The sequence below is a fragment of the Pseudomonas sp. HP_14 genome (genome assembly GCF_055283875.1).
In genome coordinates this window covers 181,111-197,554 of sequence record NZ_JBTOQI010000022.1, presented here as the reverse complement: position 1 = coordinate 197,554, position 16,444 = coordinate 181,111, and the positions used below count along the sequence as shown (strand labels likewise).

14 protein-coding genes are annotated in these 16,444 nt (G+C 57.2%); 6 read left to right on the top strand and 8 right to left on the bottom strand.

The annotated features are described in order from the left end of the window. Positions 1 to 229: 229 nt before the first annotated feature. Positions 230 to 1,411, bottom strand: coding sequence for an NO-inducible flavohemoprotein (gene hmpA / locus ACYASS_RS15565; protein ID WP_463586782.1), 1,182 nt, complete (start codon positions 1,409 to 1,411; stop codon positions 230 to 232). Between the two features lie 323 nt (positions 1,412 to 1,734). Here hmpA and ACYASS_RS15560 point away from each other — a divergent pair, with 323 nt between their 5' ends. The 4 genes from ACYASS_RS15560 (at position 1,735) to ACYASS_RS15545 (ending at position 4,360) form a co-directional block, all read left to right on the top strand. Continuing rightward, positions 1,735 to 2,634 (top strand): chemotaxis protein, encoded by a 900-nt coding sequence (locus ACYASS_RS15560; RefSeq protein ID WP_243246180.1) that lies wholly within the window; start codon positions 1,735 to 1,737, stop codon positions 2,632 to 2,634. A gap of 5 nt (positions 2,635 to 2,639) precedes the next feature. Next, positions 2,640 to 3,137 carry a GNAT family N-acetyltransferase gene (locus ACYASS_RS15555; protein ID WP_463586781.1) on the top strand — a complete coding sequence of 166 codons (498 nt, stop codon included), beginning with the start codon at positions 2,640 to 2,642 and terminating at the stop codon, positions 3,135 to 3,137. A gap of 43 nt (positions 3,138 to 3,180) precedes the next feature. Beyond that, positions 3,181 to 3,501, top strand: a complete 321-nt coding sequence (locus ACYASS_RS15550; RefSeq protein ID WP_243246183.1) for a hypothetical protein — start codon at positions 3,181 to 3,183, stop codon at positions 3,499 to 3,501. Positions 3,502 to 3,607: 106 nt separating this feature from the next. Next, a complete protein-coding gene (locus ACYASS_RS15545) occupies positions 3,608 to 4,360 on the top strand; it encodes a YkgJ family cysteine cluster protein (protein WP_463586780.1) in 753 nt (250 codons plus the stop codon). Between the two features lie 193 nt (positions 4,361 to 4,553). Here ACYASS_RS15545 and ACYASS_RS15540 read toward each other — a convergent pair whose 3' ends face one another. The 7 genes from ACYASS_RS15540 to ACYASS_RS15510 form a co-directional block, all read right to left on the bottom strand. After that, entirely contained in the window at positions 4,554 to 4,778 is a 225-nt protein-coding gene (locus ACYASS_RS15540) for a hypothetical protein (protein WP_243246532.1), read from the bottom strand. A 101-nt stretch (positions 4,779 to 4,879) separates the two neighbouring features. Beyond that, complete coding sequence (locus tag ACYASS_RS15535) at positions 4,880 to 5,908, bottom strand: fimbrial protein (RefSeq protein ID WP_463586779.1); 1,029 nt, start codon at positions 5,906 to 5,908, stop codon at positions 4,880 to 4,882. 201 nt (positions 5,909 to 6,109) lie between these two features. Further along, on the bottom strand, positions 6,110 to 6,841 hold the full coding sequence (locus ACYASS_RS15530; protein ID WP_463586778.1) for a fimbrial biogenesis chaperone: 732 nt from the start codon (positions 6,839 to 6,841) through the stop codon (positions 6,110 to 6,112). Further along, a complete protein-coding gene (locus tag ACYASS_RS15525; protein WP_463586777.1) occupies positions 6,838 to 9,285 on the bottom strand; it encodes a fimbria/pilus outer membrane usher protein in 2,448 nt (815 codons plus the stop codon). The genes ACYASS_RS15530 and ACYASS_RS15525 overlap by 4 nt, the downstream gene beginning before the upstream one ends. A 242-nt stretch (positions 9,286 to 9,527) precedes the next feature. Further along, complete coding sequence (locus ACYASS_RS15520; protein WP_463586776.1) at positions 9,528 to 10,277, bottom strand: fimbrial biogenesis chaperone; 750 nt, start codon at positions 10,275 to 10,277, stop codon at positions 9,528 to 9,530. A gap of 181 nt (positions 10,278 to 10,458) precedes the next feature. Further along, positions 10,459 to 11,043: a fimbrial protein gene (locus ACYASS_RS15515; RefSeq protein ID WP_463586775.1), complete on the bottom strand. Its 585-nt coding sequence runs from the start codon at positions 11,041 to 11,043 to the stop codon at positions 10,459 to 10,461. A 331-nt stretch (positions 11,044 to 11,374) separates the two neighbouring features. Continuing rightward, positions 11,375 to 11,746 (bottom strand): hypothetical protein, encoded by a 372-nt coding sequence (locus tag ACYASS_RS15510; RefSeq protein ID WP_463586774.1) that lies wholly within the window; start codon positions 11,744 to 11,746, stop codon positions 11,375 to 11,377. Between the two features lie 248 nt (positions 11,747 to 11,994). On the opposite strand from ACYASS_RS15510, the gene ACYASS_RS15505 reads away from it, so the two are divergent. Both ACYASS_RS15505 and ACYASS_RS15500 read left to right on the top strand, forming a co-directional pair. Then, positions 11,995 to 13,155 carry an efflux RND transporter periplasmic adaptor subunit gene (locus tag ACYASS_RS15505; protein WP_463586773.1) on the top strand — a complete coding sequence of 387 codons (1,161 nt, stop codon included), beginning with the start codon at positions 11,995 to 11,997 and terminating at the stop codon, positions 13,153 to 13,155. Further along, positions 13,152 to 16,253, top strand: coding sequence for a multidrug efflux RND transporter permease subunit (locus ACYASS_RS15500; RefSeq protein ID WP_463586772.1), 3,102 nt, complete (start codon positions 13,152 to 13,154; stop codon positions 16,251 to 16,253). The genes ACYASS_RS15505 and ACYASS_RS15500 overlap by 4 nt, the downstream gene beginning before the upstream one ends. Positions 16,254 to 16,444 lie beyond the last annotated feature (191 nt).

Sequence of the window (16,444 nt, the reverse complement as noted above, 5' to 3'; positions counted from 1 at the left end):
TATATAGAAGGATGCGGCTATTTGTCGCAGGCAAAATGGATCAGGCGCCCGATCCCAATGGTCAGGCATGCGGACCTTGCAGGAGCTGCCGAAGGCTGCGATGGCGGTGCGTCAGGATGGAAGCTTCGCAGCCTTCGGCAGCTCCTACAGAAATGCGTCCACGTTCGACGGAAGCACGGTGTCAGCAGAGCTCTTCTATATATAGAAGAGCGCGACTATTTGTCGCACCTCACTCCAGCGCAGAGGCCGGGCCGAAAAACTCGAAGCGACTTTGCTTCTCTGGGACGCCTGCCGCCTTGAGCTGGTGCTTGATGGCTTTCATGAAAGCCTTGGGACCGAGGAAATAAGCATCCAGATCCCGCTCTTTGGGCAACCACTGTTCAAGGCGCGATTGATCGAGAAGGCCAAGCGCATCGCCAGCCGCACTGACGCCATCATCTTCGGCATAGCAATAGAATCGTTTTAGCTGCGGGTGCAGAGTCACCAGATCATCAACCCAATCCCGGAAAGCGTGCACACTGCCATTACGCGCGCAGTGAATGAAATGCACCGGGCGAGAGGTTTCAAGTGCGGCTTCCAGCATCGCCAGGGTCGGCGTAATACCCACCCCGCCACTGATCAGCACCAGTGGCTTGTCGCTAGTGGTCAGGGTGAACTCACCCGACGGCGGAAACAGTAGCAGGCTGTCGCCCACGTGCAGTTCATCATGCAGGTAATTGGACACCTTGCCATGAGGCTCGCGCTTGACGCTGATCCGGTACTGATCACCACCCGCCACGGCTGACAACGAATAATTGCGGCGCATCTCTTCGTCGCCTATTCGTAATTGCAGGCCGATGTACTGACCCGGAGTGAAATCGAGCAATGGGCCGTCGTCCGCGGGTTGCAGGTAGAACGAGGTGATCTCCAAACTTTCAGCAACTTTCGCCGCCAGCCTGAATTCGCGGGTACCACGCCACCCGCCATGGGCGTGGGCCTTTTCGTCATAGATCGCGCGCTCGGCACCGATCAGCACGTCGGCAAGCTGCTGATAAGCGCGGCCCCAGGCTTGCAGTACTTCATCGGTGGCGATCTCCTCACCGAGCACTTCGCGGATAGCACTCAGCAAGCAACTGCCTACAATGGGATAGTGCTCGGGAAGAATCTGCAGCGCGACGTGCTTATTGATGATTTTCGCCAGCAAATCACCCAGTTGCTCAAGCTCGTCAATATGCCGGGCGTACATCAACAAGCCATTGGCCAACGCTCTGGGCTGGTCACCACTGGCCTGGTGCGCCGGATTAAACAGCGGCCTCACCTGCGGGTACTCGCTGAGCATCTTTTTGTAGAAGTGAGTCGTCAACGTCTCACCGCCGCTTTCGAGCAATGGCACGGTGGCTTTGACAATGGCACGATCCGAGGCGCTTAACATGATGTACTCCAGGCACACAGGCTTTGTAGAATGTACCGAGGGTGTTTCAGGAACCGTGCCAGAATTTAGAGCTAACAAAATCAACAAGTTAGCGTTAAATGGTCAAATAGACACCGAAAACGGAATAGTCATTTTGACTCATGGAAGTCTTAATGACCCGGCTCCGGTCAATTCATCCAGGCCCTTATCGGCCACTCGGCGGATCAGGGAAAACCCGCTAGCGCACAAAAAACCTCAAGCGTGCCTGTGCAGGGTCGATAACCTATCCAGAGAAGGCTGTTTGCTGCTTACTGCGGCAAAACACTTATTGCCAGAAGGTTTATATGTCCACCAAGAATGTCCGAGCAGACTCACTTTCGCTGCTGCTGTTCACGTTACGCAGCGGCAAGTTGATGGCGATCAATTTGCTCAAGGTCAGTGAGATCATCCCCTGCCCTGCCCTGACACGACTTCCAGAATCGCACCCGCACGTCAAAGGCGTTGCCACACTGCGGGGAGCCTCGCTTTCAGTGATTGACCTCAGCCGGGCCATTGGTGAAAAGCCGTTGGTCGACCCGGATGGTGGCTGCCTGATCGTCACCGATGTAAGCCGTTCCAAGCAGGGCCTGCATGTTCAGGCTGTGAGCAAGATCGTCCATTGCCTGACCACCGACATCCGTCCGCCGCCATTTGGCGCTAACGGCCGTTCGTTCATTACGGGCGTGACGCAAGTAGACGGGACGCTGGTGCAGGTGCTGGATATCGAAAAAGTTATCCACGGGATTGCTCCGGCGCAGATCGTTGCGCAACCGGACGAATTGACCATGGAAGAAGCCGAGTTGCTGGCAGCAACGCGAATTCTGGTCGTCGATGACAGTCAGGTAGCGCTGCAACAATCGCTGCTCACGTTGCGTAACCTGGGCCTGGATTGCCACACAGCGCGCAGTGCCAAGGAAGCCATTGACGTGTTGCTTGAGCTGCAAGGCTCTCCCGCGCAAATCAACGTGGTGGTATCCGATATCGAGATGTCCGAGATGGACGGCTACGCACTGACCCGAACCCTGCGTGAAACGCCTGACTTCCAGGACCTGTACATCCTGCTGCACACGTCCCTGGACAGCGCCATGAACAGTGAAAAAGCCAGGCTTGCCGGTGCCAACTCGGTACTGACCAAGTTCTCCTCTCCGGAGTTGACCCGCAGCCTGATCGTCGCCGCACGGGCAGTGCAGGCCAAGGGCGCGTGAATGTGATGGAACGCCTCGGCGGTTCTGACCGGCATTGCTGGCTGATGCGCCGCGACCTTGATCGCTTGCCTGCGGCAGCGGCGTGGCCATCTCACATTCGCATGACGGCGTTCACTCTTGAGGACGCACCGCAAGCCCACGCTCTCTTGCGACAGAGTTATGCCGATGATGTTGCGCTGCCTGACTACTCAGACTGGGTAAACGACTGGAAAACCGACCCTGAGTACGATCCGGCCTTGTGCTTCGCCCTCAGGGACGATGAGGGCATGGTCGGCCTGATTCAGGGCTGGACCAGCGCGTTCATCAAAGACCTGGTGATTCACCCCCGGGCCAGAAACCAAGGCCTGGCGCTCCAGTTACTTAACCACGTATTCCGCATTTTTCACCAGCGGCGTGAGGCTTTTGCAGACCTCAAAGTCATGGAAAACAACCTGCCCGCACGTTGCCTGTACGAGAAAGCAGGCATGCGCTATGTGCAGCGGCTGGAAACCGCTCAAGCCTGATCTGGCATACTCCACCATCAATCGATGACCATGGAGAACGACAATGAAAGCGTTTACCTTCCTGCTGATCGCCTGCGCGACGTTTGTCGGCCAGGCCAACGCCGCAAGTCCGGACGCCTGGGTAGCCTTGGAGAAAGCGGTTATCGAGAGCTGCATGAAAGCCAGCCAGCTCAAGGAAGTACGGGCTGTCGGTAAGACCGGGTTTGACGACAACCTCGGTTATGAGGCGCTTATGCTCAGAGGGCGCTACCCACAGCCCCACATGAAAAATCAGCCAGGGGCAGAGCTGTGCCTGTACAACCGCCAAACTAAAAAAGCCACGGTCAGTGAATGGACCGAACTGCCCGCTACCCTGAAAAAGTGACAGCGCCCCACACTGGCTCATAACTTGCTTCGAACACCGTCTCAGTCGTGCCTGCAACCCTGGCCTGTGCAGCGCGCGACGTCTGTCATGACGGACCTTTATCGCAATGAATACCCGATTTTCCTGTGTCGGTTGCGGCCGCTGCTGCACCGACCACCATGTCCCCCTGACACTCGGTGAAGCCTTGCAATGGGCGGCCGACGGCGGATCACTGATCATCCTGACCGAGGCCTTTCTGGCCGACGGTTATGGTGTGCCTGAGGCCCAGCTGACTCACGCCACGCGTCGTTCAACGCGGGTGCAAAGTGGCTTGACCCAGGCACAGGTAGCGATCACCTTCGCCGCCTATAACGTCGGCCCTTGCCGGAATCTTGACGCAGACAAGCTCTGCCGGATTTATGACCGCCGACCGCTGGTATGCCGGATTTATCCGATGGAGATCAATCCGCATATTCCTTTACGCCCACAAGCCAAGGACTGCCCACCCGAGTCTTGGGAGCAGGGGCCGGATCTGATCGTTGGTGGAGAATTGGCCGACACCGAGCTCAGCCGCCTCATTGAACAGTCTCGCCAGGCCGACCGCGAAGACATCGGCGCCAAAGAGGCGATCTGCCAACGGCTGGGAATTCGTGCCACGGCGCTGAAAGGCAATGGTTTCGTTGCTTACTTGCCGGATATGGAGGCTTTCGCCAGCGCAGTGATGGACCTGATGGACGGCGATGACGCAGCCACCGTCAACGATGGCTGGACTTTTCACGTGGCGGGCGACGCGGTTATCGACACACTCAATCTGGCCGGGGCCGAGCTGGCCACGGGCGAACCTGCGGGCTACATGTTTATTCCGCTGCAGGCGGTTTAACAGCAGCCTCGCTCTCATCAAACCACTGGATTGAAATGCATTTTCTGCAGGAGCTGCCGAAGGCTGCGAAGCATTTATCCTGACACACCGCGATCGCAGCCTTCGGCAGCTCCTACAGGGAATTGAGCTAGCAGGAAACACGGAATCCCTCCCACAGAATCCCGCATCACCCTCACAACATCCCGCCTACGGTTTAGCGCTTGCCCATCGACTTGCGCGTGCCGTGGGGCGCGGCACCAGGGGTTTTGTTGTGGCCGTGCTTGTTCGACTTCTGGTACCAGGGCTGGTCCGTTTTCGACTGCGCGAAGTCTGCAGGCTTGAAAGGAAAGCTGAACGCAGGGACCGGCGCCTTTTTGTCCGTGGCCGAATCTTCGGCAATGACAGTTTCAGGAGCCGGTGTTGGGTCGATAGAAGTCATGAAAAGCTCCAGAAATTGGCAATCAGTCGTCGAAAGGTCGCGCAGCATACCTGAATCATTTACCCGCTGCCTGCACAGCCGGAACCTCCTATCGGCTGAAGCTATTTGTAGAACAGGTCCACCATGACTTCAGCCTCGAAAGGTCCGGCTTTAGGATTGTTTTTTTGCCAGACCAGCTCAGCATTGAAGTCCACACTGCTTGTCTGAGTGTCGTTGAGCAGATCAGCCAGATGAAAAGGCTCGTTGTAACTCAACACGGATTCATCACGAGCGCTGAGGATGCGAATACCCACGCCGTCGTTGGCGACAGGGATCAGATAGTTGCCTGACAATTTGCCACTGACCGGCTTGAAGCGCGCGCCGAGGCTGAACGGTGAATCACAACTGCGTCGGGTGACAAGCGAGAACGGCCGGCGCTCGATGACCTTGCCCACCGCGACCCGCTGAATACCGACGTTGCCGAATTCCACGGTTTCAGGCACGACTTGCAACTGCGCATCGCAAGCCACAAATCGTAGCCCGCTGAGGTTATTGATCCGGTAATTGAGGCTTTGATCCGGCAACGGATTGAGCCCCTTGGCGCTGTCGAGCTGGAACACCCGGTAATCAAGCAGATCGCTGGCAATGCCGGAGTGAGGGATTGGCCCGAACTTCTGAATGAACACGGAAAACGCCAGGTTGAATCGAACCTTGGGGCAAGCGCCGATATTGCCCTCGCCTTCGTGACAAACGGGCAGGTAATGACCCGTACCGATTCGTCCGCTGCTCTGCGCATGGTCGACTCCCGCCAACGTGAGGCCCGCCCGAATGCCCTGACCGACTTTCAGGTTGTCAGGATTGAGGTAAAGGACGACTTCTTCCTGAGCTGCCAGCGCGCCGTCCTTGGCGCATTCGACCTGAAGGTCCATACGCTCGGATCGCCAGACAACCTCCCCATCAGGCACGCTTGCAGGGATCGCCACGCTGCTGTCCAGATCAGCCCGAACCACCGTTTCCCCCGAGCCTTGAGTTTTGCAGATCATCGCGAAGCTGGTGGCCGGGGTTAGCAACAGAGCCAGCAGAAGTATGGCTCTGCAGGCGCCGCCCCGTCGCCAATGCACCTCGCTGTCGCGCAGCAAACTCGGCTTCATGTGGGAGCGGTGCTTGCCCGCGATAAAGGCGACGCATTCTGAAGGATAAAACGCGGTGTTTTTATCGCGGGCAAGCACCGCTCCCACATGAAAATCGTATCTATTTCGTGATTTATATTTTGCTGGACAGGAACGCATGTCTACAGGGAAGGCATTCCCGTGCAGAAAATCACGTGCAGTCTGGAGATAGGTATTCATCATTCAGCAGTCCTTTTGCCGGGGTTCCGTGTTATCAAAGCCATCGTCCGTGCCTGCCGCGCAGTAAAGGTCAGCCCCGCCGTAATCGTTCAGCGCCTTGAAAGAAAGGTTTCGCCTACCGAGAGCGGCAGGTATCGGGATGTCCTGGCTCGTGCCTGGCGCCAAGAGCAGGTAGTCGCTGGCAGCCACCCCGCCCAGCCGCACATCCTGTAACGCGGCATGGTAAGAAGTCGGGTTACTCACACGCAGCGAGGTTGAGGCCAGTGTCCAGCGCAGCCGGTAGGCGGTTGCAGCAGGATCATCAGTAAGCCCGACGGGACGATAAAACAGGTGGATGCGCTGGCGAATGGCAATGCTCAACGCATTGGTGACTTGAGTGCGCCTTGGAATTTCCAGTACATACAGGTGCAGCAAGGACTCTCCGGTCAGCGGCATGCCCTGACCTTGATACAGAACCCTGATTGTCTGCTTGCCGCGCGCTTCCAGGCGCGCCAATTGAGGGCTGAGCACGAATGGCAGCTCGACGGCGGCACCGTCAAGACTGCCGTCAATGTTGGCCGGATCGCTTAGCCAGGACTGGATCAACACTTCATGCTCACTGCGATTGACGACTTCAAGGCTTGCTTCGGGGAAGCGGCCATCAAAGATCAGCCGCGTCCCACTCAGGGACACCGCAGCATGCACACTAAAACTCGCCAGCAACGCAGCAAGCCCTAGATAAACAAGCGTCTTCATTGGCAAATCACCCGAATACGCTCGTAGGCACGCAGCGGATCACGAGCTGGCAACGAGAACGGTGCACGACAGCTTTGATCGGCCCACCTGACACGTAACTCACTGCTGTCCTGTTCGCTCAGGACAAGCGCCCGACCAGTGGGATCAACCAGCGCCAAAGCCTTGCCTTCAGGCGTTTCGACACTCGCCCCCAAAGGCACTTTGCTGCCGTTGGCTTGAACCAGCTCGAACTGTACGCGGCGCCCGGTTGAGGCCTTGAAGCGCACCACAGGCATCGCGCCGCGACGCGGGACAATCTGACTGACTGCGTTATCCAGCTCAACGTCCGCGCCCAGTTGCCGGGTATCCAGGCTGATCCAGTTGCTTCGATAGGGCTGCGCATACGGCAATACCGCGTAGCCATTGGCAGCGGTCTCAACATTGCTGAAGCTGGTCAGTCTGGCTCCGCCGACCTTCGGCACCTCCACCAGAGCAAAGGTTTCCCCCAGTGACTGCCCCAGGTTTATGCCCCCACCATGAACCAGCACAGAACCGGAAGCCCCCAGGCTCAAGGCGTTGTAGTCACGCCCTTGGCTATAACCTGCCTCGAAACGGCCGTAGGGCTGGGTAGTGTTGAGTTTTCCGGAGCCAAAACTGCCTGAACTGCTGTCATGCCCGGCCTGTACCGAATAGAACGCGTGGCGCTGGTCAAGGACCTGGCCACTGAGGCCCGCTTGAGCGTTGTACTCGCCTGCGCTGTCTCGTACACCATTGAAAGACAGCCGCGAAGCACTGGTGCTTTCACCCAGTGGCAAGGTCAGGCTGACGGCGATTCGATTGTCGCTCTCACCCTGCCCGTCGCGACCGAAATCACGATTGTTTTCCAGCGACAGGCTGTAACTGAGCGACCGCCAGGCAGCGTTATACGCCAGGTAGAACTGCCGGGTTTTGCCTTCCATGCGCCAATACCGCTGTTCCGAGGCCGTGAGACTCAGGCTGCCAAACTGCGCAGGCAAGGTTTGAGTCACATTCAGCTCCATGCGGTCTTTCGGACGGCCGATCATTGCCCGGCGAAAACGCGCGCGAGCTGATTCGACGTGCTCGTTCAAGGACAGGTAAAGGTCGGTGGAATATCGATAACCGGCCACTGCAAACGTGGTGTCGGTGGCATTCAAGGTATTGGCGTATCGCAGGCGCACACTCTGTCCCGCCTGACTCTGCTGATCGGTCTCGCTGACGGAGTGGGTCAGGTCGGCTGACAGTGCGCCGTATCCGGTATTGAGACCGGCGCCAACATTGGTTGCGTGGTAATCATCAGCCAACTGCAAACCACCAAAGCCCGTGACCCGTTCGGACACGCCGTAGATCAAACCGAGGCTGGCAAATATCGGGGTTGCGGCGTCATCGCTGCCGCTGTCGACCTGTCCTGCTGCAAGGCTGTAGCGAAATACACCTTCGGGCACCATGATTGGCAGAGAAGCATAGGCCTGGGTGAAAGAGCGCCGACGACCATCGGCTTCAATAATGGTGACTTGCAGATCACCATTGGAGCCGCTCGGGTAGATATCACTGATCTCGAACGGCCCCGGCGACACGTTGCCGCTGTAAAGCAAAAAACCATTTTGCCGAACTTCCACCGACGCGTTGGTTTCGGCGGTGCCGCGAATCACCGGCGCATAGTTACGCTCACTGTCGGGCAGCATCGCATCGTCGGAGCTGACGCCCACCCCCAGAAAACGCACACTGTCGAAGATCTGTGAATCGGTGAACGTTTCGCCGAGGGTCAACTGACTGCGCAGCGTACTCAGATCCCGTTGTAGATAAGTACGGTTACTACTGAAGCGATAAGACTGATTATCACCATAGGCCAATGAAGATTCGTTGCGTAAACGCCATGCGCCAAGATTCAGGCCATTGCGCAGCCCCAGATAGTACTGATCGGTTTTCTCACGCTGGTTGCTGCGACGCACAGCGTTGAACGAGTAGCTGGCAAAACCTACTGATTCTCCCCCATCCCATAACTCCGGTGGCACATAACCTCTGGCGCTGCGCTGCATGACAGCTTGGGGCACGCTGATGTTCAGACGTAGCGTGCCGGGTTGGTACTCAACACGTGCAAACTCGACACGTGCTGGCAAGTCATAACACGCCTGCGGACTTTGCTGCGGCTGTCCAGTCTGCAGGCGCTCGATATCAAGACCGAAAGCCTGAAGCATCTCCAGTGTTAGACAAGGCTCGATACGACCGGATAAAGAGTCGCTGACGAAGACGATGTCGCGCCGACCGCTCAATGCACGATTGACGTAAATATCCACCCGATAGGTTCCGGGCAACACCGTATTGGCCTGCAAGAATTCGGTGAGCTCCGGCGGCTGGTCACTGCCCTGAATGAATGCGGTATTGAACTTCACAACGGCGACCGGCGCCCCCTCGACAGCCCGGGTCTGCTCCGTCAGCAAGGGCATTAAAGCCAATGCCATAGCACCTTTCAAACACGTTGATTTGAACCCCTTTGTTAACGGCAGGATGGATCCCGGGGTTAATTCCCCAATGTTCTTGTAAAGCCATTCCATTAGCTGCTTCCACTCGATCTAGAAGTTCTGGGTCACACCCGAATCCCTTTCAGGCAGACACACAACTACTGAGCCGTCGCGCATGACGCGGCTCAAATTGGGTAAGTAAGGCGTTATGTAAAACTACGTGGCGGCTATCGAGGTTCCACCTTGACGGCCCGGCTGATTTCGCCTGTTTTCAGCGCAGCGCGATAAGCAATCTGACCGCCGAAATCATTAATGCTGATAAAACTCAGCACCGCTCCATCAGCGGGCGAACTCAACGGCAGTTGCAGTTGCTGTCCGGGAGCGATCATCTGACTGTCTTTGCTCAGCAACTCACTGCCGGCACGTTGTGCGGCGATCATGACCATCGAGACATGAAACGGCCCGGGATTTTCAACGTGCACGGTATTATTTGCAGTCAGCTTCCAGCGCAGGTTATCGGGTGCTTCGGCGGCATCACCCACCAACCCTTTGGGCCGGAAGAACAGCTTCATGCGCTGCCGAATCGCGATCTGCAATGTGTTTTGCGCGGCAACCTGGGGGATTTCCTGGACGTTAAGCCAGAGTACTGACTCCCGATCCTGTGGCATGTCCATCCCGGCATGGATAATCCGCACCAGTTGCCTGCCATCACCCGGTAAGCGGGCTATCGCCGGGGTGATGACAAAGGGCAGATTATTCGGATCCGCATATTCAGCCGTTGGCTCCAGCCAACTTTGCACAAGGATCTCTTTATTTCCGACGTTATGTACGCCGAAGCTGACTTCCTTGTCTGACGCGGGATAGATGATGCGTGTGGTGTTTATCACGATGCTTGCCTGCGCACTGGCGCTGAGCAGCAATAGCCACCCAGCCGCTGAAACCAGCAGGGCCACACGACGCTGTAAGAACAAAAACATGCTGACGCTCGCCTTGTACTTGATATGAAACATCACAGCGTCTTTGATAAGACACTGCCCGCAGGACCGGGCTTGAACCGCGAGCGGTTAAAGCTGGTCCTGCGGACGTCCATACCTTTCAATATTCTATGGAGATGCGTAACCGCAGACGGAACGAGTGCTGCTCGCTCCGGCCAGCGTATTACTCGTAATCCAGCGTGAACGGCAGGTCGCCCATGGCGGTACCTGGCCGGGGTTCCGTGCCGTTGAGCATGTAGACGCCAGCCAGGTTGAGCTCAGCGGTGGCACCATCAGCGCCGTCCTTGACCAATGGTTTGTCAATGGTTCCAGTGCCGGACAGATCCATCAGTTGATTCGAAGCGTTAAGCACGCCGATGGCAACACCGCCTGCCGAACCGGTGACACGAAGTAGCTTGCTGTCATTGTCATCCGTGCCATGGCCCATTCCGGCTTTAAAGCGCATCTTCACCAGATTGTATTGATCGGCGCCCGCAGTGCAGTTGACCAGCAACTGGATAGGCGTCGCGGTCTCGAGCCTGTTTTCGCCAGAGGTGCCAATTTCAGAGAACGAAACATTGCCCAGATCAACAGCAATATCGCCAGGCTGATTACCCGGGCCAGTGCCTGTACCAGGTGCAACGCTGCAGGAAATATTGGTCAGGGTGCCGGTAAATTTCAGCACGCCATTGTTCGCAGCATTGGCCGTATTGGTCAGGCTCAAAGCCATAGCGCCACTAATGGCCAGTGCAAGAGTGATAGTTTTCATATTAACGACATTCCTTGTGTTATTTCGTGTACGCCCTGAATCGGACGCCACGCACTATAAGGTTCGATCTTTGTGATCGATGTCGTCTTTGTTACTTTGACAAAATGGATTAACCCACACAACTTGCGGGAACTTTCTGTAGGACTAACCCCGAACTCTTGCGCAGGCCACGTGATGTATAGCCTGGCGACAATACCTGATAATAGAGGTCAGGTAAAACCTCATACAAAGTCGACCGAAACACGACAGACGCCGAAGTTTTTAACTACCCAGCCTTGCACTTGTATGCTCAAGCGCAAGGTTTAGCAGCCAGCGGTTAACTTCCATGATGCTATTGGTAGGTAAGCGTCAGAATCCCCGCACCGGCGCGGTCATTACTGGAGAGTGCTACCGGCAGCGTCTGATACTGAGCAGAGAATGGAATGACTGACGCAGTGCAGGCATTGTGCGAAGTGTCGACAACGATGGACAGGTGCTCAGACACTTTCACCCGTTGAGTATTGGCCCCCTCTTGCGCATTCGTCGACGGCAGCACCGCACAACTGGAGTTGCTGATATACCCGGTAAAACTCAGTTGCCCTTCGGACGCTTGCGCCACCGAAACGCTCATACAGAGGGAAGCCACCATCACAAGGGCGGCAACCTTGCGCACCTCATGAGCGACGTCCAGGCAACGATTAAAACTTGAGACGCTGCGTTCCATAGGCTTGCTCCAGGTTATACGTTCTGATCAGTACAAAGAGTCAAAGGGAACAAGCAGTAAATTTCCGCAGATTCCTTTCTATGGATATCGTCTCGGGCCGGGGTTTCTTGATAACGTTCGCGGGTCGCGCGCTTTTCTTGCTGACAATTCTGACAGGCGGCCGTCACTCTGCTGACCGGGTTGGCGGGTTATAAGAGACAAGCCAACATCGACACACTTCCCTATCCCGACTTTCCGGCGTCTCTCGAATGCGTAAACAGACCAGAACCGTCCTTGCCGTTGCTGTCATCGTGGGCTTGATCGGTGTTTCCAGCTGGAGTCTGACCCGTCCGGCCACCGCAAAAATAAGCGCGCCGGTGGCGGTACCTGTCAAAGTTGTCAAAGTGACCGAGGAGGATGTACCTCGCTTCGTGACGGGTATAGGTTCGGTGCTGTCGCTGCACAGTGTGGTGATCAGGCCCCAGGTGGACGGCATCCTCACCAAAGTGCTGGTCAAGGAAGGGCAAACGGTCAAAGCCGGAGATCTGTTGGCGACGATTGATGACCGGGCAATCCGCGCGACACTGGAACAAGCCAAAGCGCAGCTCGCGCAAAGCAAGGCGCAACTGGACATGGCTCAGGTTGATCTCAAGCGTTATCGGCTGCTCAGTGAAGACAATGGGATCTCCAAACAAACCTTCGACCAGCAGCAAGCCACGGTTCATCAACTCAAAGCCACTGCGATGGGCAACGACGCAGCAATCAACGCCGCGCAAGTGCAGTTGTCGTATACACAGATTCGCTCACCGGTGACCGGCCGGGTCGGGATTCGTAATGTCGACGAAGGCAACTTCCTGCGCGTCAGCGATGCTCAGGGCCTGTTTTCCGTGACACAGATCGATCCGGTCTCAGTCGAATTCTCGCTGCCGCAACAGATGCTGCCGACCTTGCAAGGTTTGATCGCCTCAAGCACACCAGCGGCGGTCAAAGCCTTTCTCGGTGATGGCGACAACGGCACTCTGCTGGGTGACGGCAAGCTGACGCTGATCGACAACCAGGTCTCGGCCACCACCGGAACGATTCGCGCCAAGGCCGAGTTCAGTAATCCGAAACAGTTATTGTGGCCGGGCCAGTTGGTCACGGTGAAAATCCAGACAGCCGTTGAGCGCGATGCCCTGCGAGTACCTCCACAGGTGGTACAGCGCGGCATCGACCAGCACTTCGCCTTCCGGGTCAATGGTGACAAGGTCGAGGTCGTTCCGGTGCAGGTGCTGTATCAGGACAGCGCCCTGATGCTGATATCAGGCCCCAAGGCAGGTGACGTGCTGGTCAGCGACGGCCAATCACGACTGAAGGCCGGATCGCGCATCGAAGTGCTGCGCGACACAACCGAGAATAGCCAGACAGCCAATCTGGACGGCACACGATGAAGGGCCGCGGATCTATTTCGGCGTGGTGCGTAGACCACCCAGTCGCCACCTTGCTGCTGACGTTTGCCATGGTTCTGTTAGGGGCGATTGCCTTCCCTCGCCTGCCGGTTGCACCGTTGCCAGAGGCGGAGTTTCCGACCATTCAGGTCACCGCCCAATTGCCTGGCGCAAGTCCGGAAACCATGGCATCGTCGGTCGCGACCCCGCTGGAGGTGCAATTCAGCGCGATCCCCGGCATGACCCAGATGACGTCCAGCAGCGCGCTAGGCTCCACTAACCTGACCCTGCAATTCACCCTCAATAAAAGTATCGATACCGCCGCGCAGGAAGTTCAGGCCGCGATCAATACCGCAGCGGGCCGCCTTCCCGCTGACATGCCTAATTTGCCAACATGGCGCAAGGTCAACCCGGCCGACAGCCCGGTATTGATACTCAGCGTCAGCTCCAATCTGATGCCGCCCACCGAACTCAGCGACGTCACCGAGTCGCTGCTGGCACGGCAACTCAGCCAGATTGACGGTGTGGGTCAAGTGTTTATTACCGGCCAGCAACGCCCGGCGATTCGCGTGCAGGCTGCGCCGGAGAAACTGGCCGCGCTGGGTCTGACGCTGGCGGACATCCGTGTCGCGGTACAGCAAACCAGTCTTAACCTCGCCAAAGGTGCGTTGTACGGCAAAGACAGCGTGTCCACGATCGCTTCCAACGACCAGCTGTTCAGGCCTCAGGATTACGCGCAACTGATCGTTTCCTACAAGGACGGCGCCCCGGTGCACCTGAAGGATGTGGCGCGGGTCATCAACGGTTCAGAAAACGCTTACGTGCAGGCCTGGTCGGGTGATCAGCAAGGCGTCAACGTTACGATCTTCCGCCAGCCCGGCGCAAACATCGTGGAAACCGTGGATCGTATTCAGCGCGAACTCCCACGTCTGCTGGAAATGCTTCCGGCATCAGTGGATGTTTCGGTGCTCAATGACCGTACCCGAACCATTCGCGCCTCGTTGCATGAAGTGGAAATGACGCTGGTAATCGCCATTCTGCTGGTGGTCGCGGTCATGGCGCTGTTCCTGCGTCAGCTCTCGGCAACCCTGATCGTCAGTGCGGTACTGGGGGTCTCGCTGGTTGCCAGTTTCGCGATGATGTACGTGTTCGGTTTCAGCCTTAACAACCTCACGCTGGTAGCGATTGTGGTGGCGGTCGGGTTCGTGGTGGACGACGCCATTGTCGTGGTGGAGAACATCCACCGACACCTTGAGGCCGGTGACGGCATGCGTGAAGCGGCGATCAAGGGTTCGGGAGAAATCGGCTTCACCGTGGTGTCCATCAGCTTCTCGCTGGTGGCGGCCTTTATTCCGTTGCTGTTCATGGGCGGCGTGGTCGGGCGGCTGTTCAAGGAGTTCGCCCTGACCGCTACCGCGACCATTCTGATCTCGGTCGTCGTTTCACTGACCCTGGCTCCAACACTGGCAGCGCTGTTCATGCGCGCGCCAAAACATGATCCGCATGGGAAGCCGGGTTTCAGTGAACGTCTGTTGGCGCTTTATGAACGCGGACTGAACAAGGCGCTGGCCCATCAACGGATCATGCTCGGGATTTTCGGGTTGACGCTGGTACTGGCTGGGGTTGGCTACGTGCTGATTCCGAAAGGTTTCTTTCCGGTGCAAGACACGGCTTTTGCCCTTGGCACCAGTGAAGCTGCGGCAGATATTTCCTACCCGCACATGGTGGAAAAACACCTGCAACTGGCAAAAATCGTCGGTGCCGATCCTGCCGTTCAGGCGTTCTCCCACTCGGTTGGCGTCAGCGGCAGCAACCAGACCATCGCCAACGGACGCTTCTGGATCTCCCTCAAACCTCGAGGTGAACGTGACGTGTCGGTGAGTGAATTCATCGACCGGATACGTCCCAAGCTGGCGAAGATACCCGGCATCGTCCTGTATTTGAGGGCCGGGCAAGACATCAACCTCAGCCCCGGCCCGAGTCGCAGCCAGTATCAGTATGTGCTCAAGAGCAATGACGGTCCGCTGCTCAACACCTGGACCCAGCGCCTGACGGAAAAGCTGCGAAGCAATCCGGCATTCCGCGACCTGTCCAACGACCTGCAACTGGGCGGTAGCGTCACTCACATCAATATTGATCGTAGCGCCGCTGCCCGTTTCGGGCTGACCACCAATGACGTTGACCAGGCCCTGTACGACGCGTTCGGTCAACGGCAGATCAGCGAATTCCAAACCGAAATCAACCAGTACAAAGTGATTCTGGAACTGGACGCCAAACAACGTGGCAAGGCCGAAAGCCTGGCGTATTTTTATCTGCGCTCGCCCCTGACAAACGAGATGGTGCCTCTGTCGGCGCTGGCCAAAGTCGGCGCGCCTACCATGGGCCCATTGTCAATTGCCCATGACGGCATGTTCCCGGCGGCCAACCTGTCCTTCAACCTGTCGCCAGGTGTGGCCCTGGGTGATGCGGTGCGTATGGTTGATCAGGCCAAGAACGAGATCGGCATGCCAGCGTCAATCATTGGCAACTTCCAGGGCGCGGCTCAGGCATTTCAGAGTTCGCTGGCGAATCAACCCTGGTTGATTCTCGCGGCGCTGGTGGCGGTGTACATCATTCTCGGGGTGCTTTATGAGAGCTTCGTCCACCCGCTGACCATTATTTCCACACTGCCCTCGGCAGGTATCGGCGCGCTGCTGTTGTTGTGGTTGATGGGACAGGATTTTTCGATCATGGCCTTGATCGGCGTGGTCCTGCTCATCGGCATCGTCAAGAAGAACGGTATCCTGCTGGTGGATTTCGCCCTTGAGGCACAACGCGACCGAGGCATGAGCCCGCTGGACGCCATTCATGAAGCCTGCCTGACGCGTTTCCGCCCGATCATCATGACGACGTTGGCCGCGCTATTGGGCGCCCTGCCCTTGATGCTCGGTTATGGCGTCGGCGCCGAACTGCGCCAGCCGCTGGGGATTGCCGTGGTCGGCGGCCTGCTGGTCAGCCAGATGCTGACGCTGTTTACGACGCCGGTGATTTATTTGCAGCTGGAGCGGGTGTTTCATAAGCGTAAGGCCGAGCCTGAGCCAGCTCTGGTAATGCACAAATGATTACCAATAAAAGACCTGTAGGGGCCGCTGTCTGACAGCAAGCAATGGACCTGTAGGAGTGAACTTGTTCGCGAGGCGATCTCTCTGCGTCTGCAGGCCTATCGCTTCGCCAACAAGTTGGCTACTACAGATTGCCCTCGGAGCCAACACACAACGCTTCCTCCGGTCACTCCTGCAGAAGATAAAAAGTT